Annotated in this window: 20 protein-coding genes; 12 read left to right on the plus strand and 8 right to left on the minus strand. The window is 39.4% G+C overall.

What is annotated here, in order from left to right:
* Nucleotides 1-213: 213 nt before the first annotated feature.
* The 5 genes from MKX52_RS16490 (at nt 214) to MKX52_RS16510 (ending at nt 4,296) form a co-directional block, all read left to right on the plus strand.
* A complete protein-coding gene (locus MKX52_RS16490; protein ID WP_342491902.1) occupies nt 214-1,059 on the plus strand; it encodes a transporter substrate-binding domain-containing protein in 846 nt (281 codons plus the stop codon).
* Nucleotides 1,060-1,099: 40 nt separating this feature from the next.
* Nucleotides 1,100-1,777 (plus strand): amino acid ABC transporter permease, encoded by a 678-nt coding sequence (locus tag MKX52_RS16495; RefSeq protein ID WP_012011521.1) that lies wholly within the window; start codon nt 1,100-1,102, stop codon nt 1,775-1,777.
* A 10-nt stretch (nt 1,778-1,787) separates the two neighbouring features.
* Entirely contained in the window at nt 1,788-2,528 is a 741-nt protein-coding gene (locus MKX52_RS16500) for an amino acid ABC transporter ATP-binding protein (RefSeq protein ID WP_088003433.1), read from the plus strand.
* Nucleotides 2,529-2,721: 193 nt separating this feature from the next.
* Nucleotides 2,722-3,930, plus strand: a complete 1,209-nt coding sequence (locus MKX52_RS16505; RefSeq protein ID WP_088003428.1) for an ammonium transporter — start codon at nt 2,722-2,724, stop codon at nt 3,928-3,930.
* An 18-nt stretch (nt 3,931-3,948) separates the two neighbouring features.
* Entirely contained in the window at nt 3,949-4,296 is a 348-nt protein-coding gene (locus MKX52_RS16510) for a P-II family nitrogen regulator (protein ID WP_007497589.1), read from the plus strand.
* A 79-nt stretch (nt 4,297-4,375) separates the two neighbouring features.
* Here the strand turns inward: MKX52_RS16510 and MKX52_RS16515 are convergent, their stop codons facing one another.
* Nucleotides 4,376-5,272, minus strand: coding sequence for a peptidoglycan DD-metalloendopeptidase family protein (locus MKX52_RS16515; protein WP_012011525.1), 897 nt, complete (start codon nt 5,270-5,272; stop codon nt 4,376-4,378).
* A 116-nt stretch (nt 5,273-5,388) separates the two neighbouring features.
* Here MKX52_RS16515 and MKX52_RS16520 point away from each other — a divergent pair, with 116 nt between their 5' ends.
* A complete protein-coding gene (locus MKX52_RS16520; protein WP_224925549.1) occupies nt 5,389-5,898 on the plus strand; it encodes a GNAT family N-acetyltransferase in 510 nt (169 codons plus the stop codon).
* A 234-nt stretch (nt 5,899-6,132) separates the two neighbouring features.
* Here MKX52_RS16520 and MKX52_RS16525 read toward each other — a convergent pair whose 3' ends face one another.
* Genes MKX52_RS16525 through MKX52_RS16535 form a run of 3 tightly spaced genes read right to left on the minus strand, consistent with a single transcriptional unit; the run spans nt 6,133 to nt 9,018 of the window.
* Entirely contained in the window at nt 6,133-6,663 is a 531-nt protein-coding gene (locus tag MKX52_RS16525; RefSeq protein WP_012011527.1) for a redoxin domain-containing protein, read from the minus strand.
* Nucleotides 6,660-7,217, minus strand: coding sequence for a MauE/DoxX family redox-associated membrane protein (locus MKX52_RS16530; protein ID WP_342491062.1), 558 nt, complete (start codon nt 7,215-7,217; stop codon nt 6,660-6,662). The genes MKX52_RS16525 and MKX52_RS16530 overlap by 4 nt, the downstream gene beginning before the upstream one ends.
* 1 nt (nt 7,218) lies before the next feature.
* A complete protein-coding gene (locus MKX52_RS16535) occupies nt 7,219-9,018 on the minus strand; it encodes an ABC transporter ATP-binding protein (RefSeq protein WP_342491063.1) in 1,800 nt (599 codons plus the stop codon).
* A 98-nt stretch (nt 9,019-9,116) separates the two neighbouring features.
* On the opposite strand from MKX52_RS16535, the gene MKX52_RS16540 reads away from it, so the two are divergent.
* Nucleotides 9,117-9,626 (plus strand): thiol:disulfide interchange protein, encoded by a 510-nt coding sequence (locus MKX52_RS16540; RefSeq protein WP_342491064.1) that lies wholly within the window; start codon nt 9,117-9,119, stop codon nt 9,624-9,626.
* Between the two features lie 45 nt (nt 9,627-9,671).
* Here MKX52_RS16540 and MKX52_RS16545 read toward each other — a convergent pair whose 3' ends face one another.
* Nucleotides 9,672-10,076 (minus strand): hypothetical protein, encoded by a 405-nt coding sequence (locus MKX52_RS16545; RefSeq protein ID WP_012011531.1) that lies wholly within the window; start codon nt 10,074-10,076, stop codon nt 9,672-9,674.
* 33 nt (nt 10,077-10,109) lie between these two features.
* Complete coding sequence (locus MKX52_RS16550) at nt 10,110-10,304, minus strand: hypothetical protein (protein ID WP_003215165.1); 195 nt, start codon at nt 10,302-10,304, stop codon at nt 10,110-10,112.
* A gap of 299 nt (nt 10,305-10,603) precedes the next feature.
* Between MKX52_RS16550 and MKX52_RS16555 the strand changes: the two genes are divergently transcribed.
* The 4 genes from MKX52_RS16555 (at nt 10,604) to rpsN (ending at nt 12,882) form a co-directional block, all read left to right on the plus strand.
* Nucleotides 10,604-11,026 (plus strand): DUF5362 family protein, encoded by a 423-nt coding sequence (locus tag MKX52_RS16555; RefSeq protein ID WP_003215041.1) that lies wholly within the window; start codon nt 10,604-10,606, stop codon nt 11,024-11,026.
* A 142-nt stretch (nt 11,027-11,168) separates the two neighbouring features.
* The gene (gene rpmG / locus MKX52_RS16560; RefSeq protein ID WP_003214771.1) at nt 11,169-11,318 is read left to right on the plus strand and encodes a 50S ribosomal protein L33; all 150 of its coding nucleotides are present in this window, start codon (nt 11,169-11,171) and stop codon (nt 11,316-11,318) included.
* Nucleotides 11,319-11,399: 81 nt separating this feature from the next.
* A complete protein-coding gene (locus MKX52_RS16565; protein ID WP_119125489.1) occupies nt 11,400-12,596 on the plus strand; it encodes a GTP-binding protein in 1,197 nt (398 codons plus the stop codon).
* Between the two features lie 16 nt (nt 12,597-12,612).
* Complete coding sequence (rpsN, locus tag MKX52_RS16570) at nt 12,613-12,882, plus strand: 30S ribosomal protein S14 (RefSeq protein WP_012011533.1); 270 nt, start codon at nt 12,613-12,615, stop codon at nt 12,880-12,882.
* 253 nt (nt 12,883-13,135) lie between these two features.
* Here rpsN and moaA read toward each other — a convergent pair whose 3' ends face one another.
* Both moaA and fdhD read right to left on the minus strand, forming a co-directional pair.
* Nucleotides 13,136-14,143: a GTP 3',8-cyclase MoaA gene (gene moaA, locus MKX52_RS16575; protein WP_217013260.1), complete on the minus strand. Its 1,008-nt coding sequence runs from the start codon at nt 14,141-14,143 to the stop codon at nt 13,136-13,138.
* A gap of 10 nt (nt 14,144-14,153) precedes the next feature.
* Nucleotides 14,154-14,942 carry a formate dehydrogenase accessory sulfurtransferase FdhD gene (gene fdhD / locus MKX52_RS16580; RefSeq protein WP_119125490.1) on the minus strand — a complete coding sequence of 263 codons (789 nt, stop codon included), beginning with the start codon at nt 14,940-14,942 and terminating at the stop codon, nt 14,154-14,156.
* A gap of 134 nt (nt 14,943-15,076) precedes the next feature.
* On the opposite strand from fdhD, the gene MKX52_RS16585 reads away from it, so the two are divergent.
* Entirely contained in the window at nt 15,077-16,342 is a 1,266-nt protein-coding gene (locus MKX52_RS16585) for an OFA family MFS transporter (protein ID WP_088003405.1), read from the plus strand.
* Nucleotides 16,343-16,366 lie beyond the last annotated feature (24 nt).

Raw genomic sequence — 16,366 nt, forward strand, 5'->3', positions numbered from 1 at the left:
GACCCCCTCTTTATGAACTGACATGTTTTTTACCAATCCTTCCGTTATTATGAGATTCATTTCCCTTTTTTACCCTGATGAATTCAAGTTCTCTCTTGGAAAAGCAAGACATACATTTTAAAAGGGCGAGTGTTGGAAAAACACATATAAAATTGAGAATATGAGGAACAAATGGTAAGATGCTACACATATTGAAAAGCCTACTTTCTCCTTATATGGAGAACGGCTAAAAAGGAGGAGAAGCTTATTATTAAGAAAAGACGGTTTTGGGTCCCAGCCCTTTTATCGGTTGCAGTATTACTTCTGTCTTCGTGTGGTTCAAATGAAACAAATGGGAACGGAGATAAACGTAATTCTACAGCGAAAGGGTCGCCAATTTTGGAGGATGGGAAGTTTATATTTGCAGCATCAGGTGAATTTCACCCGTTCAGTTACATGGATGGAAATCAGATGTCAGGCTTTGATATCGATGTAGGCAATGCGATTAGTGACAAACTAGGTCTCGAGCCTATACAGAAGAAATATAAATTCGCAGGCATCGTCGAAGGTGTGAAATCTGGAAAATTCGATGCGGCAGTTGCAAGTCATACCATCAATGAGGAACGAAAAAAACACGTCCTTCTTTCTAAGCCCTACTACTACTCTGGTCCGCAAATTTTCACAAGACCAGGAGCAGACATTGAGCAGGCTGATGATTTAAAAGGCAAAGAAATCGCTGTATCTAAAGGCTCGTCCTATGCTGATATCGCAAAGAAACATAGCGGGCAGGAACCAAAATATTACGACAGTGATGTCGTCGCTTTAGAAGCACTAGCCAACGGAAAACACGATGCAGTCGTGACGGATTTCGCCACAGGTGCAGAAGCCATGAAGAAAAAATTAAAGATTGAAGCGCAAGAAAGACTCGGACAAAGTGAGCAGGCAATCGCTGTATCTAAAGAAAATAAACAGCTTATAAAAGAGATCAACGATGCGATTGACGCATTAAAAAAGGACGGAACATTCAAACAAATTAGCGAGAAATACTTTGATGAAGATATCACGGTCAAACAAAATTAAAACCACGATTGTGCGCCTTTTTTAGGCGCACTTTCTTCAAATGGAGATGATTGTTTTGCCTACCCTATCACATTTTTTTCAGACGCTGATTGATTCAAGAAGTATTTTTTTAGAAGGAATGCTGCTCACCCTACAACTCACTGTGATCAGCATCTTCATTGGCATGTTCATCGGGCTCTTCTTTGCTTTATTGAAAATATCACGCGTGGCTGTCTTCGGTTATATCGCCAACGCCTATATCTTCCTTGTACGCGGCACACCACTGATTGTCCAAATCTTCATCCTATATTTTGGACTGACAGAATTAAATATCCCCGACTTCTGGGCCGCTTCCATTGCGCTCGCCTTTCATAATGGAGCGTATATAGCAGAAATATTTAGAGGCGCCATCCAATCAATCGATCAGGGGCAAAAAGAGGCTGGACGCTCTCTTGGCATGGGACGTTTTCTAACAATGAGACGCATCATTCTCCCGCAAGCGATGCGGCGCGCCCTCCCCCCTCTTGGCAACCAGTTCATTATTGGCTTAAAAGATTCATCACTCGCCGCCTTTATTAGCGTCAATGAACTATTTAATGTCGCCACGACCCAAGGCTCAAACAGCTTTGACAATATGACCTATTTACTTGTTGTAGCCGTCTATTACTTAGTCCTTGTCCTGCTGTTAACATTTGCTGTCCAAACCTTTGAGAAAAAACTATCAGTCAGTGACCATTAGGAGGAGAAACATGACAGAATCAAAGGAACTCATTCGTGTTAAAAAACTCAATAAACACTTCGGAGAACTGCATGTTTTAAAGGATATTGATCTCACTGTTTACGAAAATGATGTGGTCGTCTTAATTGGTGCCAGTGGCTCTGGAAAAAGCACCTTGCTCCGCTGTATGAACTTTTTAGAAATCAAAAATGATGGGGAAATCATTATTGATGGCAGTCCAGTTCACCCAAAACGCGATCAATTAAACGAGATGCGGCAAAAAATAGGCATGGTGTTTCAACATTTCAACCTCTTTCCGCATAAAACTGTGCTTGAAAACATCATCGAGGCGCCTGTTATGGTGAAAAAAACAAAAAAGACTCAAGCTGTATCAGAAGCCAATGTCCTGTTAGAAAAGGTCGGACTTGCGGATAAAGCCAATGTATACCCTTCTAAACTATCAGGCGGTCAAAAGCAGCGTGTGGCTATTGCAAGAGCACTCGCCATGAAACCAGATGTCATGTTATTTGACGAACCTACGTCTGCCCTCGACCCAGAGCTTGTAGGCGAGGTACTGCAAACAATGAAAAGTCTCGCAAAAGAAGGCATGACGATGGTGATCGTCACACATGAAATGGGCTTTGCGAAAGAAGTAGCCGATCGTGTCGTCTATATGCACGAAGGCCGTATTGTTGAAGAAGGCACCCCTTCAGAATTGTTCGATTCTCCTCGAGAGGAACGAACCAAGCTGTTTCTCAGCTCCATTTTATAGGTCAAACGCCCTTTATTTTTCGTACTCAAGGCACGATTTTTCTCATTTCCCACGAACTTTTCATCCATTTATATTGAATATAACCAAAAACCATGTAAGATTAACTTACATAAATATGTTATATATGACTTTTCTCTCTATAATGAGGAATTAAGAAATCAATTAATTCTGAATGATTCAGGGGGAATGCAGCATGCAAATGGGTGATACAGTATTTATGTTCTTCTGCGCACTACTCGTGTGGTTAATGACACCGGGTTTAGCCTTATTCTACGGAGGACTCGTGAGAAGTAAAAACGTCTTAAGTACAACCATGCACAGCTTAACTTCACTAGCGATCGTTTCTATCGTATGGATCTTGTTTGGCTATTCCTTAGCTTTCGCACCAGGCAATGCATGGATCGGAGGCTTAGACTGGGTTGGACTAAAAGGCGTTGGCTTTGAACCTGGTTCCTACAGTGAGACGATCCCACATTCATTGTTTATGATGTTCCAAATGACCTTTGCCGTCTTAACAACAGCCATCATTTCAGGTGCCTTTGCTGAACGAATTCGCTACTCAGCGGTCGTCGTGTTTACACTCCTTTGGGTCACATTTGTATACGCGCCAGTCGCTCACTGGGTATGGGGAGGCGGTTGGATTGGCGAAATGGGTGCGCTCGACTTTGCTGGAGGAAACGTGGTTCACATTTCATCAGGTGTGGCAGGTCTAGTTGTAGCGATTGTGCTCGGGAAACGTAAAGAAGCAGCAAGCTCTTCCCCTCACAATTTGATTTATACTCTTCTTGGCGGAGCTGTCATTTGGTTCGGATGGTTTGGCTTTAACGTTGGAAGTGCCCTTACCTTAGACAGTGTCGCCATGTATGCCTTTATTAACACCAATACTGCTGCGGCTGCGGGAATCATCGGCTGGCTGTTAGTCGAGTGGATGATCAACAAAAAACCGACCATGCTCGGCGCAATATCTGGAGCCATCGCAGGTCTTGTGGCAATTACACCTGCCGCAGGTTTTGTCACACCTTTTGCTTCTATTATTATCGGAATTATCGGCGGCATCGTGTGTTTCTGGGGAGTTTTCTCGCTCAAAGCCAAATTTGGCTATGACGATGCACTAGATGCATTCGGACTTCACGGAATTGGCGGGACTTGGGGAGGTATTGCAACAGGACTTTTCGCAACAACCTCTGTCAATGACGGCGGAGCCAATGGCTTATTTTATGGAGATCCTAGCTTACTTTGGAAGCAAGTCGTCGCTATTGTGGCCACCTATGCTTTTGTAGCTGTTGTGACATACGTGATCATCAAAGTGGTGAATCTCTTCTTTAAGATTCGCGCAACTGAAGAAGAAGAATCAGTGGGTCTTGATTTAACCATGCATGGGGAAAAAGCTTATCAAGATTAAAGAAAAAGGGGTGTCTCTATGAGCAAAATGTATAAAGTGGAGATTGTCACACGTCCAGCCAATTTCGAAACATTAAAGGTGGAGCTTGGAAAGATTGGTGTCACTTCCATTACCTTTTCGAATGTACACGGCTGCGGTTTACAAAAGGGACATACAGAATTATATCGCGGCGTCAAAAAGGAAAGCAATGTGTACGAACGTTTAAAGATTGAAATCGTCCTAAGCAAAGTACCTGTTGAACAGGTCGTTGAAACAGCTCAAAAGGTACTTCGTACAGGCGAACCAGGGGATGGGAAAATTTTTATATATGAGATAGAAAATACAATCAACATTCGGACAGGTGAAGAAGGTCCTGCCGCCCTTTAAACCATCCTCCGCCGAGTGCGGGGGATTTTTTAAGACAGAAAAAAACCTCTGCATGATTCATATACAGAGGTTTCAAGACTTAAGATTGTTTTGTTTCTTCAGATTGACTGCTGTCTTTAGAGGAATCAGAAGACTTTTCTTGATCAGAGGATTTTCCCTTCTCATCAGACTTTTCTTCAGATTTTTCTCCAGCAGGCTCTTTGACCTTATCTTCAGCAGCAGGTTCCTTCGTTTTTTCATCAGCTTTTGGCTGAGCAGGTTCTTTTGCTTCTTCCGTCACTTCTTGTGCGGCCTTTTCAATAGTTGAAACAGGCTTGTCAATGAAGCTAAGTGGATTAAGCGCTAAACCTTCCATACGAATTTCAAAATGCACATGGTTGCCGCTTTCAGCACCATAAAGATTTTTACCAGAAGCACCGATGACATCATTTTGCTTCACTTCATCGCCTTCTTTAACACTCACTTGTGACAACGATTGGTAAACAGTCGATAATCCATCTTCATGTTCAATTTCAACGACATGACCGAGAACTGGATCTTTTTTCGCTTGAACCACTGTTCCACTAAGAGCAGCTGTGACATCAAACACTTTGCCATCTTTGTCTGCAAGATCAATACCTTTGCTCAAGGTATAGGTGTTATTATAGTTTACAAGTGCTGCTTCTTTTTCTTTTTGATCAGCATCTGCTTCATAGAACTTTTTCACGACAGAAACATTATCAGAATTCTGGACTGGCATGGCAACATTTTCAATTGGCTTTCCAACTTCAACGGCATCATCACGCTGTTCTTGCCCTGTTTGATTTCCATCAGATAGTTGGTCTTTCACATCTTTTGATACAGCTTGATACCAAAGAACGGCTGTTAACACGACCGCTGCGCTGACCAAGTAAATTGCAGGGAATACCCAGCGCTTACGGAAAAATTGCTGAACTTTTGTGATTTTGGAAGTACGTTTCTTTTCTTCCTCTCTCATTTTTCATCACCTCAGCAACATTCTGAACACTTTTCAAAAAATATATACACACGAAATCATTTTTCTTTTTATTTTGCGCAATCGCATCAATAATATGTATGATGAATGAAAAAAAGATGGAGGACTTTATTGTGAAAACTTTCAACCGTATAGCAACAGAAGATGACCTTAAAGCAATCGTTGATATTTACAATTCGACCATTGCTTCAAGAGAAGTAACCGCCGATACAGAACCAGTTTCAGTTGAAGACCGCCGGCATTGGTTTTTGAATCATTCAGAGAAAAGACCTCTCTATGTGAAAACAGATGAAGATGGTCATATTTATGGTTGGCTCAGCTTTGAAACCTTTTATGGAAGACCTGCCTACAACGGAACCGTTGAAATGAGTATTTACTTAAACCAAGACTACCGAGGAAAAGGATTAGGGTCACTTTTTTTACAAGAGGCCATTGAGTTGGCACCTTCACTAGGCATTCGAACGTTACTCGCCTTTATTTTCGGGCACAACGAAGCCAGCATTCGATTATTTAAAAAGCACGGCTTTGAGACATGGGGTCACCTGCCACGCATCGCAGAGATGGACGGCAGCAGATACGATTTAGACATTCTAGGAAAAGAATTATAAAACGAGCGTCTCTCCAACAAAGAGACGCTTCAGATTGTTGACAAAGGGCTAAAATGATCTTGATTTTAGCCCTTTGTCTCCTTTTCAGCGTGATAGAAAACCTTTGAATTCTAGGAAGGACGAGTACTGGCGCGGAGCGAATTTGACATTCGTGAGCACCAGCACGCAGGACTGACACCGAATGCGAGGGTTTGTCTACACGCTGGAGCGTCTCTCCAACAAAGAGACGCTTTTTTATGATGCGTGTAACAGCTGTTCAAACTGTTTCACATTTTGAACAGCTTTTCTTTGCAGGATGATACCATGTTCATCTATCAAAATCGCTTGCGGAACTACAGTTACCCCATACAGCTCCATGATTTGCGAAGAGCGCACATACACAGCATGATCTGGCAGCAATTGAAGGAGCAATCCATCATCTCCTTGTTCATCGCCATTGATGAAAATGAATTGAGTATCATCGTTAGAGATGTGCTGATGCATATCAGACAAAATGCTTTTGCATGTCATACAAGTGGTATTTACAAATAACAGCATCACGGCTCTTCCGTTCTGTAAATACTCCTTTAAAATGACCTTATTCCCTGAATGTGTATAGCTACGAAATAACGGCGCAGCATCACCAATATCCGCTTCCTTTAATTCAATCCCATCAAAGGATTTAATTTTACTCATAAATTTTCCGATAAAGCGAGCAAGCAAAAACACAACTGCCAGCTGAGCAATGACAATGAGTAACACAATAATTAGTAGAATATCAGTCATTTCACTTGGTCTCCTTCTATAAACGATTCAAATTGATTCACCCATTTTCTTTTGAACATCATGATTGTTTTCCCCACCGCTATAATCAAACAGACAGCCACTGCAATGAGAAAACAAATAATATGAAAAGTCCACGGAATTGTTTCTACATGGGGATGTACATAAAACAACCCAATCACAAGAGCCAGCATCAACACATTACGAATCACAATTCCCCAGTGAAGATGGTCATTTTCAAGCAAACCTCCACAGCCGCATGAAATGTTACGATGTCCTCTCAATAAATTCAAGGTGACCGCTCCAGTATAAATACATAAAAGCGCGGTTAGACCAATCGCAGGTACAAGAGACATGTTCCCCACGAACAATAAGCCCGTACAAGCCAATTCAACAGTTAAAAACAAATAAAACACGGGCGCCGTGAGCGTACGTGGCAGCAATCGATATGCATTCATCTGCTGAATATGCGCCGTTTGTTTGCTCACTTTATCAATCCATGCACCTGCAAAGATGATTCCTAATAAATAGACACCTATAAAATAAAAGGCACTCACCTTACGCCATCTCCTTTTGTTGAAATAGTTGGGATTGTGCCTCGTAAAGCCTTTTGTATTCTCCATCTAGCGCCATTAGCTCTTCATGGTTCCCCTCTTCAACGAAAGCACCATCTTTCATCACGATGATCCGATCTGCTAAGCGGGCCGCTCCCATACGGTGTGTGATAAATAAGACCCCTTGATCCTGAGTATGATCGAAAAGCTTTCGAATGAGTGAAATCTCTGATAGTGGATCGAGAGCAGAAGTCGGTTCATCTAAAATAATAAAATCACTTTCTCTAAAAAAGGTCCTCGCCATCGCAAGCTTTTGCCATTGTCCGCCAGACAGTTCATGACCTTCTTCAAAAAAACGGCCAAGCTGCGCATCGTATCTTTCTTCCATTTGATGAATTCTTTTCTCTATGCCTGCTTGCCGAGCAGCTGTAATCATGCGCTCTCCCTTATCTATTTCGTCGATACGGCCAAACCCAATGTTTTCTTTCACAGTGAATTCGTATTTCATAAAATCTTGAAAAAGGACAGCCATTCTTGCATGATATGATTTTTTATAAATGGTCGAAATCAATTCACCATTGACCTTTTGCATATTCGGCTTGTCTGGATCATATAAACCGGTTAAACATTTAATCAAGGTCGTCTTACCTGATCCGTTATCCCCGACCAATGCAATGCGTTCCCCTTTATCGATATGAAAATGTATATGTTCAATAGCAGGCGTTTTCATATTCGGATAGGTAAAAGAGAGATTTTCAAGCGTAATGGACTGAATACCTTCAATCCTCCTAAGCGATGCCCCTTCCTCTGTCTGCTCATCAATTTCTTCTTCTCTCTTTTGAAAAGTTCTCATTTCATCAATATAGAGACTCGTTTCATATAAACTAGAACATTCCCTCGTCAAATCTTGAAAACCGCTTTGAATATTTTGCACAGCTTGGAGTACAGCGACAAAAGTACCCGCAGCTAATTTCTTTTGAAAGATAAGAAAGACAATAAAAAGACCACAACACACATAGGCAAATGTCATAAGCAATCCGCCTGCCATCTCCCAGCGAACCTGACGTTTTAGTAATTTATATTTTTCATCTGCACTTTTTATATAATGACCTTTCCACTTTTGAAGAAGATAATTTCCAACTCCATTTAAACGGATTTCCTTCAATGAATCTCTCTGTGCAACAAGGTCGGATACATACATTTCTCTTCGATCATTGGCCGTTAACATCCGGTTTAATTGATACCGTGCGCCTCCAAAGAAAAGCTCAATCCATAAGACAGGCAGAGTACATAAGATCAGAATAACCGCCAAGCCCCAATGGATACCAATCATATAAATGAGAAGTGATACAACAGTAATCAATGCGCTCATGATTGTAAATATACTTCTAACCATACTCAGAACATGCTGATGACTGTTCATCACACGTTGACTTTCATTATAAAAAGACGGGTGTTCAAATGTAATATATGGAAGTCTGATCGCCTTTTGAAGTAATTCACCCTTCAAATGCAAACCAATCAAATTTGTCGCTTTCTGCTGACTAAGCTGAAGAATGAATTGAAGCCCATACCCTAAAACCACAATGACCATTTGCAATCCAAATAACCATAAAACCTTTTGGATGTCTCCAGAAGAAGTCATAAATAAAATAATTTCATTAATCAATGTTTGAATAATCCAGACACTAGCCAAAGGCATAAAGCCAACGATCACTTGGATGAATAGAGTTAACAGAAGATATGATCGACTTCTTTTCCAAGTATAAGAGATTGCATATAAACAATGGTTCACTGTACTCATCAAACGCTCCACCTTACACCATTTAGTATAATTGACATATTTTTGATATTTATATTATGATAGCTCTGCGTAACTTCACTCTGAGAGGACGATATACGATGACTTCAATCTTACTTTTACAGTTAATTCTTATTGTCTGCAGCCTTTTATTGACGATCGGAATCATGATCTATCTAAAACACGAGATGGACTTAATCATCTTACCAGTCCATCATGTTGGACAAAAACTTGTTCATCCGCTACTCGAAAAACCATCACCTATTCAAATGAATGATTTACTGCAAAACAATCACAAGCAACAGTTGCTTATATTCACTGACACAGCATGTCCGCATTGCATCCCATCGCTGGAACAATTCTTAGAAACGAAAAAGCAGCGTGAACTAGACATTCCTTTTAGTATTTTGCTAAAGAATGGGAAAGAAGAGGATCAAGAATTATATCGTGATAACCAAACCAACATGCGAATTATCTCAGTGGACGAACAAATGACTAACATATTCCAGATTGAAGAATTTCCATATTACATCATGGTAGAAGAAGATGAAACAATCTCATATGCAGCCCCTTTTCCAGATGGTCTTTATTCAAGGTTGTTTGAAAAATAAACATAAATGAGGCATGTGAAGATCAAAAAACACATGCCTCTTTTTTTATTGTTTTGGATCTACCTGAACATCCTGATCCTTTTCCCTTGCGGCAATTTCACCAGCTTCACTTGAAGCTGTGGCTTGTTCCTCAGCTTGTTCAAACTCACTGCGAGCCTCAGTTGAAATATCTACTTGGTCACCATGTTGATTCACAGTAACGGACGAAGAAGACAATTCTTTTTGAACCTCTTTCTCTAGTTCCTTTAATTTAGACACATGAAGCTCTAAATCTTTTCCTTGCTGAACTAGGGTCAGTTGTTGAAATAATGCCTTTCTCTCTTCTGGAGAATGGTCGCCTTGAACAATTTTCGCTGCTTGGTTTAAAAAAGAATTGGATGGTTGACTCGCTTGACGACTATTTGACGTCTGCATAGCATTTGTTAAGAATGAGATTGAAGATATGCTCATGCGTTCACATCCTATTAAATAAAATCCTTGAATTTAGCAGCCACATCTAATGCGTTCTTGGCTAGTACAAATCTCACCTGTATCACGATCCACGTAGTAACGGAAAGTTCCAACACCTTGAAGGAAACAAGTTGGTGCTGACTTGCATGAAGTGACTAATTTTTGCAAAATACATCTTGAAGCTGCAGGTTGAACATTGGTCATTTTGTTTAAAAAACGATCTAACATATGAATTCCACCTTCCAATTTTTATGGTAATACAACACAATAATAACCAATTACAAGACAACTAACAACATATTTTGATAATTTTACTAATTATTTTTAACTACTAATCTTATTTTTGACATAAATTGTCGTTAAATTTCATGGTAAATGTTACTTTTTTCTTATTCGAAGATAATTTATTTATCCATTAATAGTAAAGTATAGATAGAAATTTTTAAAAATTGTTCTACATTCACTCTTCCTAAAGTACTACCTGCTCAAGTATGATAAAGAGTGAATACATAAAGGAGTGAACATCATTGCAACAAACTGAGAAAATCATTCAATCTCTTCATTCGATCACAAAGTGGGGAAAAGTTGGTAGTATATTTCTCTATATTTCAGGCGGCCTAGCTATTCTTATTGGCTTTTGGCTTGTTCTTCCTGCTGCACTTGGCGTCTTCCTCATTATGATGGGAATCCATGTACAAAAATCTGTAAACGCAGCTGAACAATTAATTCAAGCTCCTGATACTTCTTACGAAGAGTTATTAGAACAATATGCTAAGATGATGAAAATGCAGACGCTATTTGCCATATCAAGTATTGTCGCAGCCATTCTCTCATTCATCGCCATTATCCTGATGCTGATATTAGGCGGTCTAGCATTTCTTCAAGAAATTCCTAGTGACATTCAGCAATATGAAGGTGAATACGAAGAAGAGCTTGGTGACTTTTATTAATCGAGAGGGGTATCAATGAACATTCGATACCCCTGTTGTTTGATCATTTTGCATGATCACCCTACAAAGCTTGACATTCTTTCGTGATCATTTTAAAATACAAATCGTAACCATTACGAATTAAAGGAGGGCCCTATTACTGATGCGTGTGAAAATTACCTTAGCCTGTACGGAAACTGGTGACAGAAACTATATCACAACAAAGAATAAAAGAACGAATCCGGATCGACTGGAGTTAAAAAAATATTCTCCTCGGTTAAAGAAATATACCCTTCATAGAGAAACAAAATAATTTTTTAGACTACAAATCGTAATCATTACTTTTTAAGAGAGGCGGAAATGAACATGATCGTTGGCAAAGGGACAGAAGGAAATGAATAAGCGAATACCCATTACAGTATTAAGCGGTTTTTTAGGAGCTGGAAAAACAACCATATTAAATCATGTACTACAAAATCGTAAAGGGTTAAAAGTAGCTGTAATTGTTAATGACATGAGCGAAATTAATATTGATGCAGAACTAGTCAAACAAGGCGGTGAGCTCTCTCGATCAGATGAGAAGCTAGTTGAATTATCTAATGGTTGTATTTGCTGCACATTAAGAGAAGATTTGTTAATTGAAGTAGAGCGCCTATGTAAGACTGGTCTTATTGATTATATTGTCATTGAGTCTACAGGTATTAGTGAACCGATTCCAGTCGCGCAAACTTTCTCTTATATTGATGAAGAAATGGGCATCGATTTAACACGCTTTTGCCGGCTAGACACGATGGTCACTGTTGTAGATGCGAATCGTTTCTGGACCGATTTCCAGTCAGGAGAAAGTCTTTTAGACCGTAAACAAGCCGTTTCCGATGATGACGAACGCGAAATTTCCGATTTACTGATTGATCAAATTGAATTTTGTGACGTACTGATTATCAATAAATGTGATCTAGTATCAAACTCAGAATTAGACCGACTTGAGCATGTGCTGACAACACTTCAACCAGAAGCATCTATCATCAGAACCTCAAAAGGGCAAGTAAAGCCAAGTGACATTTTAAATACTGGTTTATTCGACTTTGAAAAGTCCAGTGCTTCTGCTGGCTGGATTAAAGAAATCAACGCTGGGCATTCTCAGCATACGCCGGAAACAGAAGAATACAACATCTCATCCTTTGTTTATGAGAGAAGACTTCCTTTCCATACTAGCAGGTTAAATCATTGGTTAGATCAGATGCCAGAGCAAATCGTTCGCGCTAAAGGATTTACATGGCTTGCCACACATCATGATTTAACCATTTTAATTTCACAGGCTGGAAAATCTGTTCAGATTGAACCAATTGCCTACTGGATTGCTGCCTTGCCTGAGCAAGAAAAAGCACAGATATTAAAGCAAGAACCAGAGCTTCTTGATGAGTGGGACGCAGAATTTGGTGACAGGCATACAAAACTTGTGTTTATTGGTGTAGATTTACCTAAAGCAGATATCATTCGTACACTTGATCAATGCTTACTCACACCTGAGGAATTTGATCAAAATTGGACTACGTTCGAAGACCCCTTTCAATGGAAAATCCAACATTAAGTCAGGAGGGTTTTAAGTGGCAAAGAAATCTAAAATTGCTAAAGAAAAAAAGCGGCAGCAGCTTGTATTGAAATATGCTGAATTAAGAAAAGAGTTAAAAGAACAAGGTGACTATGAAGCTTTGCGGAAATTACCTAGAGACTCTTCCCCTACCCGCTTAAAAAACCGCTGTGAATTAACCGGTCGCCCTAGAGGTTACTTACGAAAATTTAAAATGTCTAGAATTGCTTTTCGTGAGCTTGCCTATAAGGGCCACATTCCAGGAGTGAAAAAATCGAGCTGGTAAAGATTGAGTTGATTTTATCACAGCTCCCATAAAAGTAAAGCAGTAAAAAATGTTGAAAAATATATTTTCTAGGCCCATCTCAACCTTTTTGAGCCACAAAATAACATTTTAAAAACCAGCAGAATCTCTGCTGGTTTTTGATCATGATAGGATTCTAAAATGAATAGACCTATTTCTATAAAAGGTTTTTCAATCATGATTATGACATTTTCTCTACTTTTCAAAAAATCATGATCATGATACTTTGTTGTCACTACCCACCGATGTATGACATTTCAACTTTTTTCTGATCTTTCTTTTGCTCTCTCTCGGCTGAATATTGATCATCTCTATTCGACCATAGTTCCTTCAATATGTTCTTTATTTCTTCATTATCTTTTGTCGAACGAATCACCCGCTTCAGGTCAAAACCCGATGATGCAAAAAGACATGTAAATAATTCACCGCGAGCAGAAAGCCTCGCTCTATTACATGTTCCACAAAAAGCATCTGAAACAGAAGAAATAATGCCTATCTCTCCTGAACCATCCTGGTAAAAGAATCGGTTGGCTACTTCTCCTGGGTATTGAGGAGGTTCTGGTTTGATGGGAAATGTTGAGTCAATTAGACCAATGATCTCTTTTTTTGTCATGACATGCTCTAGATTCCATTTGTTCGTATTTCCGACATCCATAAACTCAATAAATCTGAGAACATGTCCTGCTTTTTTAAAGTAAGCTGCCATTGGCAAAACATCCTGATCATTCACACCTTTTTGAACAACCATATTGATCTTAATAGCAAGTCCTGCTTTTTTTGCAGCCTCAATCCCATCAAACACTTTTTGGATAGAAATATCCCTTCCGTTCATTTGCTTAAAACGGTCAGGATTTAATGAATCCAAACTAATGGTGACTCTTTGAAGACCTGCTTTCTTTAACTTATCAGCATATACAGGTAAAAGTGTTCCATTTGTTGTCATAGCAATGTCTTCGATTCCTGGAATGTTTGAGAGCTTTTCTATTAAGATAGGCAAATCTTTTCGCAATAAGGGTTCGCCACCTGTGATGCGTATTTTTACCACACCTAGGTCCTTTGCAAAAAGGGTAGCAAGCTGTTCAATTTCTTCGAAACTAAGCAGCTCTTCTTTATTCAAAAAAGGATAATCTGGTCCAAAAATTTCAGCAGGCATACAGTACGTACATCTAAAGTTACAGCGATCTGTTACTGATATTCTTAAATCGCGCAATGGTCGATGTCTCTTATCCAATATACTGTCCATACTTTGCCTCCTATTCTGTTATACGCTGATGGTGGGTGTAGATATTAAAAGATTCTCCTCTGACAAATCCAACTGTTGTGATATTTAATTCTTCTGCCATATTAAGTGCCAGCTCAGTAGGTGCTGATTTTGAGATGACGATCGACACTCCTAGTTTTGCTGCCTTCAACAGAACTTCTGATGATATCCGGCCGCTAAACACAAGAATTTTATCTCTAAGCGGAATTTGATGAAGTAAACAGTATCCATAGATTTTATCTAATGCATTATGTCTTCCTATATCAGTTCTAGTGATGAATAGCTTTTCTGTATCACACAGTCCAGCATTATGCACGCCACCAGTATGTTGAAACAATTGACTTTCTTCTTGTAAAGATTTCATTAGACGCATACAAGTATCAGCAGAAATGTTAATTCGATCAATGGCTGTTTTTGCTGTTTTCACATCTTGGAGAAAATAAAAATGCCTCCCTTTCCCACAGCAAGAACCAATCACCCGCTTAGTAAAATCTGATGACTGAAATCCGCTTGAGTGAACTAAATCAACATAGGCAAAGCCCATACTTTCATCTATTGTAAACCTTTTAATCTCATTTTCAAATCGAATGACGCCTTCTGAAGCTAAAAAACCGATCACCAATTCTTTTAAATGATCTGGGGAACAAACAAGTGTTACAAATTCCTCTCCATTCACGATCACAGTTAAAGGAAATTCTTCTACAACTTCATCTGTTTTGCAAGTAAATTGACCTTCACGGTATTGGTGAATAACTCGTTTCTTTTTAACAGAAGGATTCATAGTATGATCTTCCTTTCAGCACAAATTTAGTTATATGAACCAATCAAATTGTGATATTATTTTAAAAAGTCATAAAAATGTAACATATTTCTATCTTATCAAACTTTTTGATTGCTTTATATGGGGGGAACAAAATGAACAAATCGAAAAATCGCTGGCTCATTGCAACAAGTGCTGTGGGAATTCATTTATCTATTGGGTCTGTTTACGCTTGGAGTGTTTTTACGAATCCTTTACATCAAGCTTTTCAGTGGTCATTGACAGAAATAAGCCTGACTTTCAGTATTGCTATTTTATTTTTAGGATTATCTGCAGCTTTCATGGGGCATTTCGTTGAAAGGTATGGTCCAAGGGCATCAGGACTCTTCTCAGCCGTTTTCTTTGGTATTGGAATGACAGGGTCAGGATTCGCTGTCCACATGTCCTCACTCCCTCTCCTCTATTTATTTTATGGTGTACTCGCTGGAATAGGATTAGGGGTAGGTTACATTGCACCTGTATCAACTTTAGTGAAATGGTTCCCGGACCGAAGAGGACTTGCAACTGGCTTAGCTATTATGGGTTTTGGGTTTGCGTCTCTTATTTGCAGCCCAATTATCCAATATCTCATTGAAAAAGTAGATATCGCAAATACCTTTTACATTCTTGGAATTTCCTATTTTATGATCATGGTGATTTCATCTCTTTATTTATCACCACCAACACCTGATGACGTCAAACAATTTGAGGTGTTAAAAACAAATCAAAGAAAAATCCCTCAGGATTTATCACAGCTTACAGCAAATGAAGCGATCAAAACACGACGTTTTTATTATTTGTGGCTCATGCTCTTTATTAATATCACATGCGGGATTGCCATTATTTCAGTAGCATCGCCTCTTGCTCAAGAAAGTGTTGGTTTCACTGCAGGTGCTGCAGCTACCCTTGTTGGCATTTTAGGTGCTTTTAATGGTTTAGGACGGATTGGTTGGGCCTCTTTCTCAGATTATATCGGAAGGCCGAATACGTATACAATCTTCTTTAGTATTCAGCTCATTGCCTTTCCTTTACTCCCTTATTTAAAGGAACCGCTCGTCTTTTCAATCGTGATGGCGATTATTTATACGTGCTATGGAGGAGGGTTTGCCTCAATCCCAGCTTATATTGGTGATTTATTTGGCACGAAACAACTTGGTGCCATACACGGCTATATTCTGACAGCCTGGGCAGCTGCTGGTTTAGCAGGACCTTTATTTTCATCCTTTATCCGGGATATAACAGGTAACTACACGCAAAGTCTGATGGTGTTCTCTGGCTTATTTTTCATCGCTTTTATCATATCTCTTCTCATACGGAAGGATATTCAGCAGCTTAGAGAAACAAACCTTACTACTACTTCTTCTGTCTCATCCCGGCCTTAATTTGAATTTGACAGAATCACAATC

The sequence above is a fragment of the Bacillus sp. FSL R5-0422 genome (assembly GCF_038610765.1).
Classification (GTDB): domain Bacteria; phylum Bacillota; class Bacilli; order Bacillales; family Bacillaceae; genus Bacillus; species Bacillus pumilus_O.